The sequence below is a fragment of the Eubacterium sp. AM46-8 genome, from assembly GCF_003466705.1.
Classification (GTDB): domain Bacteria; phylum Bacillota; class Clostridia; order Lachnospirales; family Lachnospiraceae; genus Lachnospira.
In genome coordinates this window covers 114,352-130,511 of record NZ_QSEU01000005.1, presented here as the reverse complement: position 1 = coordinate 130,511, position 16,160 = coordinate 114,352, and the positions used below count along the sequence as shown (strand labels likewise).

The following is a 16,160-nucleotide window of genomic DNA, read 5'->3' as shown; positions in this document are numbered from 1 at the left end:
CCTATGCCTTAACTAAAAGAAGTTTTGTCTTTCTCGGTATAACTACCGACTCTGACAATCCATCAGCACACTCAGGATTACTTGCCTTTATTGAATCTGCTGTTGTGTGATACATTTTAGCAACGTCCCATAATGTCTTAGTACCATCTGCAATATATCCGGTCATTGACGGCATCTGGGAAAGATCACATTTTTCTTCTGAAATATATGCACTCTTGATTCCACAATATTCAAAATTCTTAAAAACAATTACATCCAATGAAACTGACGCTTTTACCTCTATTACACCCGCACTGTTTATTGTCGCCGAAAGCTGCTGTATTGAAGGTTTTATATTATATTCAAGTTCATCAGCACTTATCTGGGCAATCTTAACTGTACCTGCAAATGGAATTATCGTATGCACACTTCCAAGTGGCTGGCTGTCGCTTGACGTTATGTAAAACACATTTGCACTGACAACTCCCTCCACTACAAGCTCTCCTGCCGAATATGTAACATCATCCAGCTGCACTGTCGCTGTACAATTACATATCTGCATAAGGTCTGCATAGTTTTCAAGCTGCAGATTACCTGATACGCGGCTTGACACATTGTTACGCACAACAAGACACCGAAGCTGTGTATCAGAAGTCTCTATCTCCATATCATATGACGGTGAATATATATCCGCTATCACATCTTTCTTCCGCTCCTCGTATGCCTTGACGTCCATATCAAGCACCACTTCAACTGCGATATCGCGGTTTTCGCCATCAAGGTCGGGTCTTTCTTCTATTGTCTTTCCGATAATCTGGAAATTAACATATGGTATCATATCTGCATTACATCCGCTTATATCCAGTCGTCCCTCAAATGAAGCTGTTGTCTCATACCACTGAACATTGCCTGCATCACCGTTTCCGATATACATTACAAATATGTCTAACTCCCCAGTCAGTGAAAGACCGTCATCTGCGAGTCTTGTATTCAAATTTCTCACATCAACATCATCCCAGATTATTTCCTGTATCTCAGTTTTACCTGCAGGAAGTGATACATTTTCCCTGATTCGGAAATTGTCACGCTGGTTAACAGCAAGCTGCACGAACTCAAGTTCCTTTCCTAACTGCTGTATATCTGTATTTTCAGTCTCTTCCACACCTGTTATCATCTGGATATCCTGAAGCTTCTCACATATAAGCTTAAGCGTTACAATAGCTTTAACACTTATTTTTCTTGAATTAATTGCCTTAATGCTAAGGTCCTCTATTGACGCCTGGCATGTTATATAATCACCAGTGCAGTCACTCGAAAGATTAACATTTTCACTGAAATTCATTCTGCCATCCATCTTAACAGGATGCATGCGTTCTATGCTGGAAGTAGCACCGATATACAACAGTGCAAATCTTAACTCTCCATCCACTGTTGCTTTATCCTTATTGACTTTAACGCTGTCCGTCTGGACATTGCCCCATTCCTTTACAATCAGTTCAATATCATCTTTCGTGTCTGGCACATTAAAATCATCATCTAGTGTAATCTGTGCCACAGTATTACATTTTAATCTGTATTCATGAATATTTTCTGTTCTGAGTCTCACAGACTGACCTCCCATACATTCTACATTTTAAATACGACGCTTTCTTCCCGCCGCTCCATCTTAAGCACTATTACCGGATATGTCTCCACTTCATTAACAGCTTCACCTGCTGCCGGACCTATCAGGTTAATGTCAATATAAAGTGCATTATCGCCTGTATAGACATTATTAACCTTAATTGAATATCCGCTGGTTTCCCTTGTTCCATAACCGGCCACAACATATGTATAATCCTTAGTCGTATATGTAAGCCTCATCACTTTATCTTTTTTGCTTTCAATAAGCTTCTTAAGTTCATCCGGCAAATCCGCATTTTCAACCACTGTATAATCAACACTGGTCTTATTATCCGGTTCTTTGCTGCCAGAACACCCCGTCATGGCGCACACAGGCATAATTATCAACAATGCAAGCATGACAACCACAACTTTTCCCCATATTTTTCTACACATAAAAAACACCCCCACAATAAGACCTAATTAATCTTATGTGGAGGTACTTAAAATATTCATATAAAGTTTTGATTTGTGTATATAGTGTCAAATGCCCCCTCTTGGCATAACTTTCCGCTAAAAATGCTGATGTTTGTTTATGTACCTTTGGAAGATGGCAGCCAGCTCCCAGTGTCCGTCTATGGCTTATGCTTGAATTATGACGAGCTGTGTAGGAGTTAATGCCGCTATATACATAAGTTCAGTGTGTGAAAGCTCGTTCAAACGAAGTGCGTTTGCTTTCACACACTGTAATAAACTCTGTAGATAGCGGCATTTACTCCTGCTAAGCGCAGGAATACTGAAAGCGTAAGCCATAGACAGACACTTGGAGCGTGCGTGTTCACCTTACAAATGGACACAAACCTTACACAGCGTATCCCTTGCTCTTTATGACATCTATAACCTGGTCGACATATTTTTCACACTCTTCTGTGCTTCCAGCCTCAACCATTACACGCACAACCGGCTCTGTTCCGCTTTCGCGTACGAGGATTCGTCCGTCTGTACCGAGTGCATTGGCAACTGCCTCAACGGCAGCTTTAACATCTGCATCATCCTGTGCCTGTGTCTTATCTGTAACCCTGATGTTCTTAAGGACCTGTGGATAGATAGCAAGTGATGCTGCAAGTTCTGATAATGTCTTCTTCTTGGCAAGCATAACTTCCATCATCTTAAGAGCTGTGATAATTCCATCACCTGTTGTTGCATATTTAGAGAATATGATATGTCCTGACTGCTCACCACCTATGCGGTAGCCGTTCTCTGACATACATTCATATACATACTTATCACCAACTTTAGTCTTCTCGTACTCAATTCCAACTGCATCAAATGCTTTATAAAGTCCGAAGTTAGACATAACAGTTGTTACAACCTTGTTGCCTGCAAGCTTATCTCTGTCCTTCATGTAGCATCCATAGATGTAGAGAATATGGTCACCTGTTATAACATTACCTTTTTCATCTACACAGAGACATCTGTCTGCATCACCGTCAAATGCAAATCCAACATCAAGATGTTCTCTTCTTACTAAATCCTGAAGACCTTCAATATGTGTAGAACCGCAGTTCTCGTTAATATTAGTTCCGTCCGGAGCTGCATTTATAACATATGTCTTAGCTCCAAGTGCATCAAATACAGCCTTGGCAAGTGTCCATGCACTACCATTAGAAGCATCAAGACCTACTCTGATTCCCTTGAATGAATAGATTGCGAGACTCATTAGATATCCCATATATCTGTTACGACCTGCTGTATAATCTACTGTGCATCCAATCTTTTCTCTTGTTGCGTATGGAATCTCTCCCATCTCACCATCAAGGTATTTCTCGATTTCAGAGATTACATCCTCCTTCATCTTCTCACCAGCTGCATTAATAAGCTTAATTCCATTGTCATAGAAAGGATTGTGGCTTGCAGAAATCATAATTCCGCAGTCAAAATCTTCTGTTCTTGCTACATAAGAAACACTTGGTGTAGTTGTTACATGAAGCAGGTATGCATCTGCTCCTGATGCTGTAAGACCTGCTACCAAAGAATACTCAAACATATAACTGCTTCTTCTTGTATCCTTACCAATAACAATCTTAGCTTTACCGTCCTCATGATTCTTGCCATAATACCATCCTAAGAATCTTCCTACTTTAAATGCATGGTCAACAGTAAGAGTCACATTAGCTTCTCCTCTGAACCCATCAGTTCCAAAATACTTACCCATAATATTATCCTCTTCCAAACATACGCACAATTATTATGCCATCATTCTCTCGGTTGACCATACTTCAACTTCATACTTATTGCTCTTGTTGTATCTCTTTCTAAGATTCTTGAGCTGTTTTAAGTACTCTAATGTAACCTTTCCAGAAAGCTTTGACTCACCTTCAGTTCTCTGCTGGAACTTATAAGGAATCTCAACTACCTTGCTGTATGTTCCCATAGCAAGAACTTCAACCATAATCTTCCATCCGATTGGCTGAAGATCGGCATTCTCAATAACTTCTCTTCTGAACATAAATAATCCGCTTGTTGGGTCAGATATCTTTCTAAGGCATGGTAACATTACCTGTCCTATCTTTCTGGCTGTTCCAGATACAAACTTTCTATACCAGTTAAGTCCGCCATCATCACCACCTGGAATAAGACGGCTAGGTATACAGAAATCTGCACCGCTTTCCATAGCCTTATACATATATTTAAGAACAATTGGTGGGTGCTGTAAATCTGCATCCATACATGCCATATACTCGCCCTTTGCAAGCTTAAATCCATCAAGAACAGCTGTTGCCAAGCCTGTTCCATTCTTTCTATGTTCCATTCTTACCTGTGGATATTCTTTAGCAACTTCCATAATTACATCAGGTGTATTGTCCTTACTATCATCAACAAAGACAATTTCATAATCAACACCTTTCAAAGCAACATCAATCTGTGCAACCAAATTTCTGATATTCTTGCTTTCATTAAATGTTGGTATTACTACTGATAACATGTTTTTATCTCCTTTTAATAAAGAATTCTCTGGTCATTATACATCAAAATCCGTCAAGCGCAAACATTTTTTATACTCTGGTAACAATCATTGTCGCCTGACCCTTAACAATTATGCCTCTCTGACCTGCACTTATAAAGAAACTTTCTCCTGCCTTGAATGGCATTACTTTCTCATAATCATCTGTTTCGATAGTTCCTTTTCCACTGATAAACAGTACAGATACAAATGATGCTTCATCTACAGCTATCTTAACTTCATCTGTAACTTCATACTTGAATACTTCAAAATATTTACACTGTACAAGCCTTTGTTCTGTAAAATGTTCATTCCTTGCCAGAACTATCTCTGTCTTATTATCTTTGACATACTTATGATTATCTACAACATCAAGTGCCTTCTTGACATGAAGCTCTCTTGGGTTACCGAACTTATCCCTTCTGTCATAGTCATACATACGATATGTACAGTTAGAATTCTGCTGTATCTCGCATATAAATACTCCGGCACCAATCGCATGAATTGTTCCTGCTTTAACCATAACAACATCACCGGCTTTAACCTCTATCTTGTTAAGTATATCAGTTATTGTATTGTTATTGATTCTTTCCAGAATCTCTTCCTTGGAAGCATCTCTTGAAAGACCACAATAGAGGTATGAACCGGGCTCACTGTCCACTACATACCACATCTCGTTCTTTCCATACTCATTCTCATTCTCAAGTGCATATTCATCGTCCGGATGAATCTGTATAGAAAGTGCCTGTTTTGCATCAATGAACTTAATAAGAATAGGAAATCTGTCCTGTGCCTGACATTTCCAGCCAAGTGCATCTTTTCCTATAATATTAAGATACTCATTAAAGAGCATTCCCTTGTATCTTCCTTCTGCTATACGGCTCTGTCCGTCAGGATGCGCTGAAAGCTCCCAGCTTTCACCTATAACATCATAATCGCATTTTTTGCCATATACATCACGTATCTTGGTTCCGCCCCACAGATTATCTTTAAATGCAGGCTCGAGCTTTATAATAGGGCTCTTATCAAGTCTTACATAACTAGATACCTGCTGATTATCCTGATTATATATCTTTACAAGGTCATTATCGGAAATATTGTCTCCTATACCAACCTCGATAACAACAACATTCTTATCCGTCTTATTAGCTATCTTATGCTTTGCTCCAACTGGTATGAATACACTTTCGTATTTATTATAATCCGCTGTCTCATTACCAACTGTAATTGTTGCAACACCCTCGACTATCGACCAGTGTTCCGTTCTTTTCTCATGCTGGTGAAGAGTCATTGACATTCCAGGAAATATCGTAAGTTTTCTTACTTTATACCCTTGGGAATAATTAAGTATCTCCTGCATTCCCCACTCTTTATAAGTAGTTCTGTTATAATCGAAAAATGCTTCATATGTCTCCATGTTATCTTTCATAATCTGCTTAATATTATCGGCAGACTTCTTAGATGAAACATATGTTGCATCATCTGTGTTAACAACAACTAGATCTCTTAAATCATTAGCCACTACCAGTCTTCTCGGTGCATTATTGATAATATTAACATTATCACAGTCGTATTTAATAACACATTCTGACTTGATATTATTGCCAAATTCAGCCAAATCACTGGCATTACCTACATCAAGCCACTCAAACTTTGCTTCTACTACTTTGATTGAATCACATTTTTCAAGGAGAAGCGTTTCAATGCTTCCATGTGGCATAGGCTGCATTATACTCTCAGAAAAACGAACTGACCTTCTGATTGCAGGTACTTTTCTCTTGGCAGTCTTACATGTTGTATAAAGCTCATGCGACAATTTTCTTGCTGCATTAGTCATATCTCCCGCTGTGAATACAAGTATTCCGCTGTTCCAGAGATATCCTTCATCATAACCATAACCTAACAGACCCTCTGTCTCATTCTCATCAAAATCAATTCTTGCAATGAATTTCTTTACATTCTCTTTATCACGTAATATGTATCCGTAAGTTGATGACTGCGATTCTGGTTTAATTCCAAGTACCGCAAGATAGCCTTCTTTTGCATATTCTTTAGCAGCAATAACTGCTTCTTTGTATCCTTCGCCTTCAATCAGGTTGTCCGAATTAACAACCAGAACCAATTCTGATGGATTGGCAAACATAGTTCCTAACAGTACAGCTGCTCCTGTTCCCTTCGGTGTGCCCTCAAGAATAACTCTGTACTTAAGACTCTGAAATGCCTTCATCTGTCCATTAACAATATTCTTATAGCTCTCATTGGTAACTATTATGAATTCCTCACAGAACGGCATATTTCTTACTACAGTTTCCTGTAACAATGACCGGCCCTCTTTTATTTTCATAAACTGCTTTGGAAACTGCCTTCTGGATAATGGCCATAAACTGTCACCACTACCTCCAGCTAATATTACACATTTCATAGCAATCCTTTCTTAAAATATCTGTTATAGATAGTATGTTTTTTAGTTATCTGCTGAAACATTCTCTGCTGATGCCTGTGTAGCCTCAGTTGTTTTTTCTGTAACACTTTCAGATGTTGATTCTGTATCTTCTGGTGGAGCAGTAGTCTCCGGTGCACTTGTCTCTTGTGGTGTGCTAGTCTCTTCTTCAGTTGACTCTTCTTCTGACTCCTGCTGTGTTTCCGCATCTGTTCTTCTTGTAGAAGCTTCCGTTGCTCTCTGTGTAGCAGCCTGTGTCGTCTCCTGCTGTGTGCTTGTACTTTCGGTTGTCATCTCTGTACTTGATTCCGCAACACCTGAACTTTCCTTATTCACAACGGTCTCAGATGGTGCCTTGGTTGTATATTCAGTAGATGACACTTTATTATCTGACTTATTACCGCCTCCTGACATTGCAATTATTGAAATAATAATAACAATAACAGCCGGAACCATAATCATAATAGAATATATTATATTACGTCTTGCTCCTCTTGAAGTATCTGGAAATATTCTTCCTGTCATATCGACAAGTCTGTCTATAATGTTACGTTTTCTTCCAGCTCTTTCATAATACATAGGGGCATCATTATAATCATCTTCTTCATACTCTAATGTAACGCCCTCTTCTTCATCGTCCGATTCTTCAACACCAATGTCAGATGCCTCTTCAACTGGACGTTCTTCCGTACTCACAGATTGAGGCTCATCCTCAATTTCATCATGAGGCTCTTCCTCAGATTCAGAATCTGTAATGTTCTCTGGGATTATGATATCCTCCGGTGCTATGGCTACAATTTCATCACCTTCATCTGTCTCAGCTTCAGCCTCAACATTTCTCTCATCAAAAGCTTCATATTCAAGTACGTCCTCATCCTCAGAGGTTATACCTAACATATTATTCTTCATCATTCCAATAATCTTAGAAATTGTATCTCTGTCAGTGTTAAGCAATGACTTGATTTCATCAATGGAATGCATCTCATATCCATAAAGTTCCATCATTATAGTCTGTACTCTTGATAAAGACTTAATATTGTCTGAAACTGAATCGTATGCCTTGAAATCCTTGAACATCTTGGAATTATCCCTGATAATACCAAATAATTCTTCATCTTCCTTAATACGGTTGTACTCATATACACAATTATCATCTATTCTTATAGTAGAATCATCTATAAGACCGAACATATACACCGATACTCTTGTTGCAATCTGCCGCATAATATTCTTATCAACATTAATGCTGTCAAGATTCATGCATATATCAATTATTGCCCTAGGCGAAATTCTCTTGTAATCCTCCCCAAACACAGGATATATAAGATTATTAACATCTTTCTGAATTGCTTTACATAAAGTCTCTTTATCACTCTGACCAGACCTTATGGCTTCAATCAATTCCTTCATCTGTTCCTGATTCTTACTCATACTTTATCTCCTCGTGAATATACACTCCGATTGATTATACCACTCTGTTAAAGAAATGTCACGTTTTTCAGTTGTTTTATATAGTCACTTATATAGTCATTTAATGTTTCCATACACTCATATCAACATATCCTGATATTCCATTAACTCTTGCTTTATCAGTAAACTGCCACATTGAAAAAGGACCTGTGTAAGTACACTGGCTTCTGTACTGTGCAAGCCATACGCTGCAGCTTATATTACCAGCATACATACGGTTATTCATCCAGTCTTTATTCGCATATACAACCGCTGAATATCCACAATTATTCACAGTCTGTGCAAATGCATTAACAACTGCTGTTCTCTGTGATGATGATATCTTATCTCCTCGTCCACTTCCATTACCTGCGCTTTCTACATCTATAGCAAGCGGAAGTGATATGTTATATCCACTGCAGGCTGATACAATAAAGCTGGCCTCTTCAACTGCCTCAGTAGTATTCACCGCCTGGGTAACAATATATGCACCTACTTTAACTCCTGCTGCGATTGCCTGGCTCATGTTCTCATGAAATCTGTTGTCTAGGACAAGATTAGCTGTCTCATATCCCCTGTAGCCAACTCTTATCATTGCATAATTAATACCGGAAGCCTTAACACTATCCCAGTCAATACTGCCATTATATCTTGAAACATCAATTACAAGTGATGAACCAAGTGAACCATCCTCATTGAAATAGTACTGTACTCCGTCGATATTCTTCCATCCTGTTACAGCATTAGAGTCTTCAAAGTAATAATTTTTTCCTTTGATATTCTGCCATCCGTCAGCATATATATATTCTATCTGTGCTTCAACTTCCATAACTATATACGAAACTTTCTTACTTTCGGTTGAACTTTCTGATCCCAATTGTGAAGTTTCTTCTATATTGGATAAAGTCCTTATATTTTCTGATGTTTCCTTTGTCTCATCATTCTTAGAATCATTCTTCATAAGAAATGTTGTGACAACCTTTTCGCTTCCACCAGTAACTTCTACCATTCCAGTCTCATATATATAGCCTGTATATTTATTTTCCTGCTCATTCTCCTGTACAAGAACATAACCTTTAACACATCCTGCAATCTGTTTCTCTGTGAAATCCTTTGCTTTCCTGCTCTTCACAGTATACACAATATCATCGCCAGATTTCTTAACAGATGATACGCTTACGCTTCCAGAAACAGCATTATCAACATAGGAAACTGGCTTTATAACTTCGCCTGAAGATTCATTATTCCTGTTCTTAATCGGATCTTCCTTTTGCGTAACAGTGCTATCCTTAACAACCTTAGTCATGATATTCTCTATCACCTGATAAGTCTCTTCCTCTGTTGATTCTTCTTCTGTCTCTGTCTCTTCGGTTGTTTCTTCCTGTGTCTTAGTCTCTGGTTGAGTTTCTGTCTCAGTCTCTGCTGCTTCAACTATTTCCGGCTGATGCTTCTTAAGTGTTTTATTGATATTAACTCCTACTACAATTGCAACAATTGCCACTATTAAAGCTACTGATGTCAGCACTGCAGTCATAATAACATGCTTCCTGACTTTGAAGAAGGCTGCCATCTTTTCCTTATAACTCTCAGGTACTTTATCTACCTCTAGCACCTCATACTTTTCTTTTTCTTCTATCTCTTTGCCTTCTGGCTCAGTCTCATTTGTATCTGTTGTATTAATCTCTGTATCGTCCATATCTGCTTCTCACTAAACCTCTTCCTTTGTTTCCTGCTGTGTTGATTCCTTTTCACCTGACATAACAATAATTTCCAGTCTCGCAGTATTTTTTATCCAGCCTGATTTCGGATCTTTAAACCTGTATTCAACCGTATATGTTATCTTATAATCTTTAGTAAGGTTAATACGATAACTTGCCTCATCAGATGCAACAGCTCCTGATTAATCATAATAGTGTCTGAAATAAACTCTCCCGAATATTGCCCATGTATCGCAGAATGCCTGCCATATATCTTTCATTCCTATACGCTTTACACCGGAATCCCTGACATATACAACCTCCACAGGCATCTGTGCTATCGAAAATCCTCTTCTGTGAATTGCCACTAAAAGTTCTATATCATATGCAAAACCTGATGTTCTTATAAGATGTGCAACTGGCTTGATTGCCTCAACCCTGAATACCTTGAGCCCGGTCTGCGTATCCTTAACATTAAGATGGAACAAGACTAGAAGCATTATATAATAACCCATGCTTATCACTTTCCTCTTAAACGGATAATCAAGCTTGGAATCCTTAAGGAACTTACAGCCTATAACAACATCTTTATTATCATCAAGCATTTTCTTAAGATAACCTTCTAACTGTGATGGATTAAGTTCAAGGTCTGCATCAACAAATGCGACATACTTTCCTTCAACCTGCGACACTCCGGCAATTATTGCATTACCCTTGCCTCTGTTCTTTTCAGAACTTACCATACGCACACGGCTATCCTGCTTGATAGCTCTTTCTATCTCAGCTTTGGTATTATCCTTACTGCCATCATTAACCGCAATAATCTCCAATTCAGGAACAAACTTTTCAACAATTCTCAAGGTTTCCATGATACTGTGATATATAAGTTTTTCCTCATTGTAAGCCGGCATAACAATAGACAGCATACCATTTAGATTTAACATTTATACTCTCCCTCTGATGTTTACACACCCTTTAATATTACAATGCTATGCCATGTTTTTCAAGTATAGACAGGGAATTAATGCAGATAATATCTTATATAAAAATATCTTATATATTATAATGAGGTGAATTTATGAATAACTCAGAAAATCTTCCAACAGACAACAACAATAAATCTATCGTAAAAGGGAAAACTATGTATAATTGGGAAACTCACGATAATCAGGACAAAGTGATTGTCGACAGCATTAATGCAATCGAAAGAAGACGTGAGCATATGACTGACGAACAGTTAAGAAAAGCCTACACAGAATTACAGACAGGACTTGGTCCTGATATATATAGTCAGTTATGTGACCGCAAGGCAAGTGACAATTTTCAGGGGTGACTTTATTATGGGTCACCCCCACCACCTGCAATTATATATTATTTGCGGCACAGTCAAGTGCTGCTGCCACAACAGCATCCATGTCATAATATTTGTACTCACCAAGACGTCCGCCGAATATAACTTTGCTTTCAGCGTCAGCAAGTTCCTTATACTGTGCATATAAAGCGCCGTTCTTCTCATCATTTACAGGATAATATGGCTCATCACCCGGCTTCCACTCAGAGCTGTATTCACGGCTGATAACAGTCTTAGGAATGTCGTCGCCATTCTCATCCTTACCGAACTCAAACCATTTGTGTTCAATAATTCTTGTCCATGGAGTTTCGGCATCAGTATAATTAACTGCTGCATTACCCTGAAAATTAGGAGTATCCAGAGTCTCTGTTTCAAACCTTACTGAACGGTATTCAAGATTACCAAGCTTATAATCAAAGTATGCGTCTATCGCACCTGTATATACAACCTTTTCAGCCTGACTGTCTAATTCTTCCTTAGCATCAGCAGATGCAAGATAATCAACGCCAAGTCTTACCTCAATGCTTCCGGAAAGCTCGCTATCATTAAGCATATTGGCGACCATCTTAGTATATCCGCCCTCAGGGATTCCCTGATAAAGCGCGTTAAAATAATTATTATCAAATGTAAGTCTTACAGGAAGTCTCTTGATAATAAATGATGGAAGCTCATTACATGGTCTGCCCCACTGCTTCTGTGTATATCCCTTAATAAGCTTCTCGTATATATCAGTTCCGACAAGACTTATAGCCTGCTCCTCAAGGTTCTTAGGCTCTGTGATTCCTGCTTCCTTTCTCTGCTGCTCAATTCTTTCTGCAGCCTCCTGTGGTGTCACAACGCCCCACATCTTATTGAAGGTATACATATTAAATGGCAGTGAATACAGTTCCCCCTTATAATTAGCAACAGGTGAATTAGTGAATCTGTTAAATGTAGTAAACTGTGAAAGATACTCCCACACCTTCTTATTATTGGTATGAAAAATGTGCGCACCATATACATGCACATTAATACCTTCCATCTTCTCTGTATATACATTACCGGCAATATTATTTCTCTTATCTATTACAAGAACCTTCTTTCCTGCTCTTGCTGCCTCATGTGCAAACACTGAACCGAAAAGTCCGGCTCCTACTATTAAATAATCATACATAATCCTGTTCCTTTTCTATCTTAAATAATGGGATGATGTCGACGCACCATCCCATTAATTATACTTATTATATTACATTATTTCAACACAAAAAGTAATTAATAATCAATATCAGATATATAATCTTCTGTCCTTGTATAACCATCTAACTGTATAATAGCATCTGCCAGAACAGATTTACCGTTGTCAGGATTATACTTTTCATAATTCAATACAATACAAGGATTATCTGCATTTATATTTTTATTAAAATTCTTCTTGTCAAGGGACTCTATAAGCCCATTTAATACTTTTTGTGCTCTTTCTTCATCTTTTCTTACATACGAATCCAGGTCAATATATGTTCTGGTATCATTATATACAAGAACTGCTGAAAGAGTTTCATATCCACTAGTATATTTATCCCATGTTCTGGAACTGTCATTTAAATACTGCTTTAAAATGTCGCTCATTGTCCCAAGCTCTTTTTCATTATTCTTAATGGCATATTCATTCCGTATACTAATATACTTATTATAAGATTGTGGCATATTCTTACTGATTGGAAGAACCATATCATAAGTAACGCCATTTTTTGAAAACCGTACTGACATCAAGAAAGTATCAGCATCTGAAGTAACTATCTGATACCATTTCTCAAAACCAATCTGTTTAATTTCACTTTTAATTGTTTCATATATATCCTTACAGTCAGAATCCTCCATATTACCTGTTATATAATTAACAGAAATCTTGTCACTATCCGGAAGTTCCATATAAGCCTTAACAAAATTCTCATCCTTCTTTAACAGACTTGCAAGTTTATTGGCATCACTGTCTGTAAGCTGAATCCTTCTGTAATGTGTAACACCGTTCTGTCTGAAACCAACCTTATAATTAGTCACTGAACCTCTGCCGTTATAAATATAATTATGAACACCATTTGATATACATTTATCTTTATATGCCCCAAATTTCTCCGATACATATTTGAGAATCTCTTCATCTGTAAACTGAACCTTCGATGATATAGAGCTGAAATATCCGTTATCTGAAGCATAATACATATCCATTGGCTGGATTGATACATACGCAAGTTTTGAAGCATCCGGTTCGTATGATGCCTCATATTTGCCAAATGAATTAGCTCCTGTTCCAATTACCACTGCAAGAACATATCCAAGAAGAATTGATGGAATACACTGCTTTATAACATTCATCTTCTTACTTACTATACATTCATAAACAAACACAACCAATGCACTTACAATAAACAGCACAACAACTGCTATTGTCTCATCATTGTCTATACTTGTATATGCTATCATTACACCTATAAACGCAATTGAAAAGCCGATAAGTGTTCTGATAATCATTGGCAGAACCTTTCCATTAGCTGCTTTTCCTGCTGTCTCACTTTTTCTCTTTACAAAGAGAAGTGCGCCAAGCGCTATATATATAAGTGCAAGCACGAGTGTATATAAGTTACTTGTAAGGCTGAGAACCATATCTGCAATTCCTGATGAACCATTGTACATATCAAATACAGAAAATACCCAGCCAACAATCATATTGTTGGAAGAATCAAGTAACCCCACACCACTGTTACTTATCATGTAAGTTTCTCCATGAAACACAGTCAGTTCTGTAACCATTAACGCAATAAATCTTGGAAGAAACATTATAAGTCCTGTAACACATATATTGCTTAATATGTTTCCTGTAATGGATATTGATACATTTATAATTGCCATGCATAAAAGGCTGCATATAAATATTGAAAGATACATACAGAACATTGTTGCATAATCAACATTAAAATACTGCCTGTTAGCCATGAATAAAACTGCCTGTGATACATATGACACAACAAGTATTCCGGCAATCCATGTAAGTATTGCTGCCGTCTTGCTAAGATATATGCACAATCTTGTATATGGAATTGAATGATAAAAATCACTGCTGCTTCTCTTATTAAGAAAACTCCATACTATCAATGATATAACAGGTACAACAATTATGAATACTAATACCAGAAAATAATTCCCCGAAATTCCACCTACATTATTAACCTGTTTATATTCTTTAATATAGCTTAATGATGAAATAATCGGTACAACTGATATAAGTGTAATTACCGCCATCATTATAAAGCCTGCAAGCCTTGTCTGCTTCAATGTCTGTAAAAACATATGAAAGCTGAATACTTTCTTATTATTCATGCGTCTTATCCCCCTTCACATCAAATGTATAACCGAGCGCTTCCATCTCATAAGTAAATACCTCTTCAAGCGTAAGCGGGAGGACATCAAATACTACCGGATTCATGGCATTTATAATGTCCATGGTCTGTTCCCTGTCGCCACTTACTATCATGTTGGCAACTGAACCCTCCTGACGGTATCTTGTAATCCTAATGCCCTCAAACTTACTCTCATCAAAATCATCCTTAAAAGCTACCTGTACCTTGAACTGACTCGTCTTTAGTTCAAATACATCGCTGTCAAGCACCAGCCCGCCTTTGTGAAGAAGTGACAAATGATCACATAAGTCTTCTAACTCTCTTAATGAATGTGATGTAACTATAACAGTAGCGTTATTATCTGCAACATCACCACATATTAACTTCTTGACAAGATTACGCATAACAGGGTCAAGTCCGTCAAATGTTTCATCAAAGAACATATACTTGGCTCTGGTTGAAAGTGCAAGTATTATAGCTGCCTGTCTCTTCATTCCTTTTGAAAAGTTTGATATACTCTTAGACGGATCAAGTCCAAATGTTTTCGTAAGTTCTGTGAATCTGTCCATATCAAAATTATCATATATTGAACTATAGAACTTAGCCATGCTCTTCATGTTCGCGCCTGCAAGAAAGAATAATTCATCTGCAACGAACACCAGCTTATTCTTCATGTATGTATTCTCATATACATTAATTCCATCGATTATTGCTTCTCCCTTATCTGCCTTATATATCCCTGACAGAACTCTTAGCAGTGTGGACTTTCCTGCACCGTTAGAACCAACCATACCATATATACAGCCCTCCGCTATATTACAGGTAACATTGTCAAGTGCTGTAAAGTCATCAAATGATTTAGTAACACCTTTTACCTCTATCATATTTTCTTATAAACCTCCTCAATCATATCTGTTATCTCACTCTTACTCACCCCTACGTATGCAAGCTTTCTTACAATCTCCTTAAGTTCTGAAAGCTTTTCCTTAGACTGATTCCCGACAATCTTTAACGCTTCTGCCGATATAAAAGAGCCCTTTCCCGGTACGCTCACCAGAATTCCTCTTCTGTCCAGCTCCATGTATGCTTTCTGGATTGTATTCGGATTAGTAGACAGCTCCATCGACAAAGACCGTACCGATGGCATCTTATCGCCTTCCTTCATAATCCCTTTAAGCACCTGGTCTTCCACCTGCTTAATGAGCTGTTCATAGACTGGCACTCGCGACATGACATCTATAGTGAACATGTTCCATTCCTTTCT

General features: G+C 37.9%; 13 protein-coding genes. 1 reads left to right on the top strand and 12 read right to left on the bottom strand.

The window, feature by feature from the left end; genetic code table 11:
* Window position 1 precedes the first annotated feature (1 nt).
* The 8 genes from DW963_RS05080 to DW963_RS05045 all read right to left on the bottom strand — a co-directional run bounded on the left by DW963_RS05080 (window position 2) and on the right by DW963_RS05045 (window position 11,115).
* Window positions 2-1,585, bottom strand: coding sequence for a DUF3794 domain-containing protein (locus DW963_RS05080; RefSeq protein ID WP_158568621.1), 1,584 nt, complete (start codon window positions 1,583-1,585; stop codon window positions 2-4).
* A gap of 20 nt (window positions 1,586-1,605) precedes the next feature.
* A complete protein-coding gene (locus DW963_RS05075) occupies window positions 1,606-2,037 on the bottom strand; it encodes a protease complex subunit PrcB family protein (protein ID WP_117914106.1) in 432 nt (143 codons plus the stop codon).
* Window positions 2,038-2,443: 406 nt separating this feature from the next.
* Window positions 2,444-3,796, bottom strand: coding sequence for a phosphoglucosamine mutase (glmM, locus tag DW963_RS05070; protein ID WP_117914105.1), 1,353 nt, complete (start codon window positions 3,794-3,796; stop codon window positions 2,444-2,446).
* 33 nt (window positions 3,797-3,829) lie between these two features.
* Window positions 3,830-4,567: a polyprenol monophosphomannose synthase gene (locus DW963_RS05065; protein WP_117914104.1), complete on the bottom strand. Its 738-nt coding sequence runs from the start codon at window positions 4,565-4,567 to the stop codon at window positions 3,830-3,832.
* Between the two features lie 70 nt (window positions 4,568-4,637).
* Window positions 4,638-7,007 carry a type I phosphomannose isomerase catalytic subunit gene (locus DW963_RS05060; RefSeq protein ID WP_117914103.1) on the bottom strand — a complete coding sequence of 790 codons (2,370 nt, stop codon included), beginning with the start codon at window positions 7,005-7,007 and terminating at the stop codon, window positions 4,638-4,640.
* Between the two features lie 42 nt (window positions 7,008-7,049).
* A complete protein-coding gene (locus tag DW963_RS05055; protein ID WP_117914102.1) occupies window positions 7,050-8,456 on the bottom strand; it encodes a hypothetical protein in 1,407 nt (468 codons plus the stop codon).
* Window positions 8,457-8,556: 100 nt separating this feature from the next.
* Window positions 8,557-10,170 carry a GH25 family lysozyme gene (locus tag DW963_RS05050; protein ID WP_117914101.1) on the bottom strand — a complete coding sequence of 538 codons (1,614 nt, stop codon included), beginning with the start codon at window positions 10,168-10,170 and terminating at the stop codon, window positions 8,557-8,559.
* A 204-nt stretch (window positions 10,171-10,374) separates the two neighbouring features.
* Window positions 10,375-11,115: a glycosyltransferase family 2 protein gene (locus tag DW963_RS05045; RefSeq protein ID WP_117914100.1), complete on the bottom strand. Its 741-nt coding sequence runs from the start codon at window positions 11,113-11,115 to the stop codon at window positions 10,375-10,377.
* 134 nt (window positions 11,116-11,249) lie between these two features.
* On the opposite strand from DW963_RS05045, the gene DW963_RS05040 reads away from it, so the two are divergent.
* Entirely contained in the window at window positions 11,250-11,504 is a 255-nt protein-coding gene (locus DW963_RS05040; RefSeq protein ID WP_117914099.1) for a hypothetical protein, read from the top strand.
* Window positions 11,505-11,535: 31 nt separating this feature from the next.
* Here the strand turns inward: DW963_RS05040 and glf are convergent, their stop codons facing one another.
* From glf to DW963_RS05020, 4 genes are all read right to left on the bottom strand, one after another.
* The gene (gene glf / locus DW963_RS05035) at window positions 11,536-12,675 is read right to left on the bottom strand and encodes a UDP-galactopyranose mutase (protein ID WP_117914098.1); all 1,140 of its coding nucleotides are present in this window, start codon (window positions 12,673-12,675) and stop codon (window positions 11,536-11,538) included.
* A 98-nt stretch (window positions 12,676-12,773) separates the two neighbouring features.
* Window positions 12,774-14,876, bottom strand: coding sequence for an ABC-2 family transporter permease (locus DW963_RS05030; protein ID WP_117914097.1), 2,103 nt, complete (start codon window positions 14,874-14,876; stop codon window positions 12,774-12,776).
* Entirely contained in the window at window positions 14,869-15,780 is a 912-nt protein-coding gene (locus tag DW963_RS05025; protein WP_117914096.1) for an ABC transporter ATP-binding protein, read from the bottom strand. Before DW963_RS05025 ends, DW963_RS05030 begins: the two co-directional genes overlap by 8 nt.
* Window positions 15,777-16,145, bottom strand: coding sequence for a GntR family transcriptional regulator (locus DW963_RS05020; protein WP_117914095.1), 369 nt, complete (start codon window positions 16,143-16,145; stop codon window positions 15,777-15,779). The genes DW963_RS05025 and DW963_RS05020 overlap by 4 nt, the downstream gene beginning before the upstream one ends.
* Window positions 16,146-16,160: the final 15 nt, after the last annotated feature.

Excerpts from the sequence above, each read along its gene's own strand:
- glmM (WP_117914105.1), bottom strand. The coding sequence starts at position 3,796 with ATGGGTAAGTATTTTGGAACTGATGGGTTCAGAGGAGAAGCTAATGTG.
- DW963_RS05065 (WP_117914104.1), bottom strand. The coding sequence starts at position 4,567 with ATGTTATCAGTAGTAATACCAACATTTAATGAAAGCAAGAATATCAGA.
- DW963_RS05045 (WP_117914100.1), bottom strand. The coding sequence starts at position 11,115 with ATGTTAAATCTAAATGGTATGCTGTCTATTGTTATGCCGGCTTACAAT.
- glf (WP_117914098.1), bottom strand. The coding sequence starts at position 12,675 with ATGTATGATTATTTAATAGTAGGAGCCGGACTTTTCGGTTCAGTGTTT.
- DW963_RS05050 (WP_117914101.1), bottom strand. The coding sequence starts at position 10,170 with ATGGACGATACAGAGATTAATACAACAGATACAAATGAGACTGAGCCA.
- DW963_RS05055 (WP_117914102.1), bottom strand. The coding sequence starts at position 8,456 with ATGAGTAAGAATCAGGAACAGATGAAGGAATTGATTGAAGCCATAAGG.
- DW963_RS05040 (WP_117914099.1), top strand. The coding sequence starts at position 11,250 with ATGAATAACTCAGAAAATCTTCCAACAGACAACAACAATAAATCTATC.
- DW963_RS05025 (WP_117914096.1), bottom strand. The coding sequence starts at position 15,780 with ATGATAGAGGTAAAAGGTGTTACTAAATCATTTGATGACTTTACAGCA.
- DW963_RS05020 (WP_117914095.1), bottom strand. The coding sequence starts at position 16,145 with ATGTTCACTATAGATGTCATGTCGCGAGTGCCAGTCTATGAACAGCTC.
- DW963_RS05060 (WP_117914103.1), bottom strand. The coding sequence starts at position 7,007 with ATGAAATGTGTAATATTAGCTGGAGGTAGTGGTGACAGTTTATGGCCA.
- DW963_RS05075 (WP_117914106.1), bottom strand. The coding sequence starts at position 2,037 with ATGTGTAGAAAAATATGGGGAAAAGTTGTGGTTGTCATGCTTGCATTG.
- DW963_RS05030 (WP_117914097.1), bottom strand. The coding sequence starts at position 14,876 with ATGAATAATAAGAAAGTATTCAGCTTTCATATGTTTTTACAGACATTG.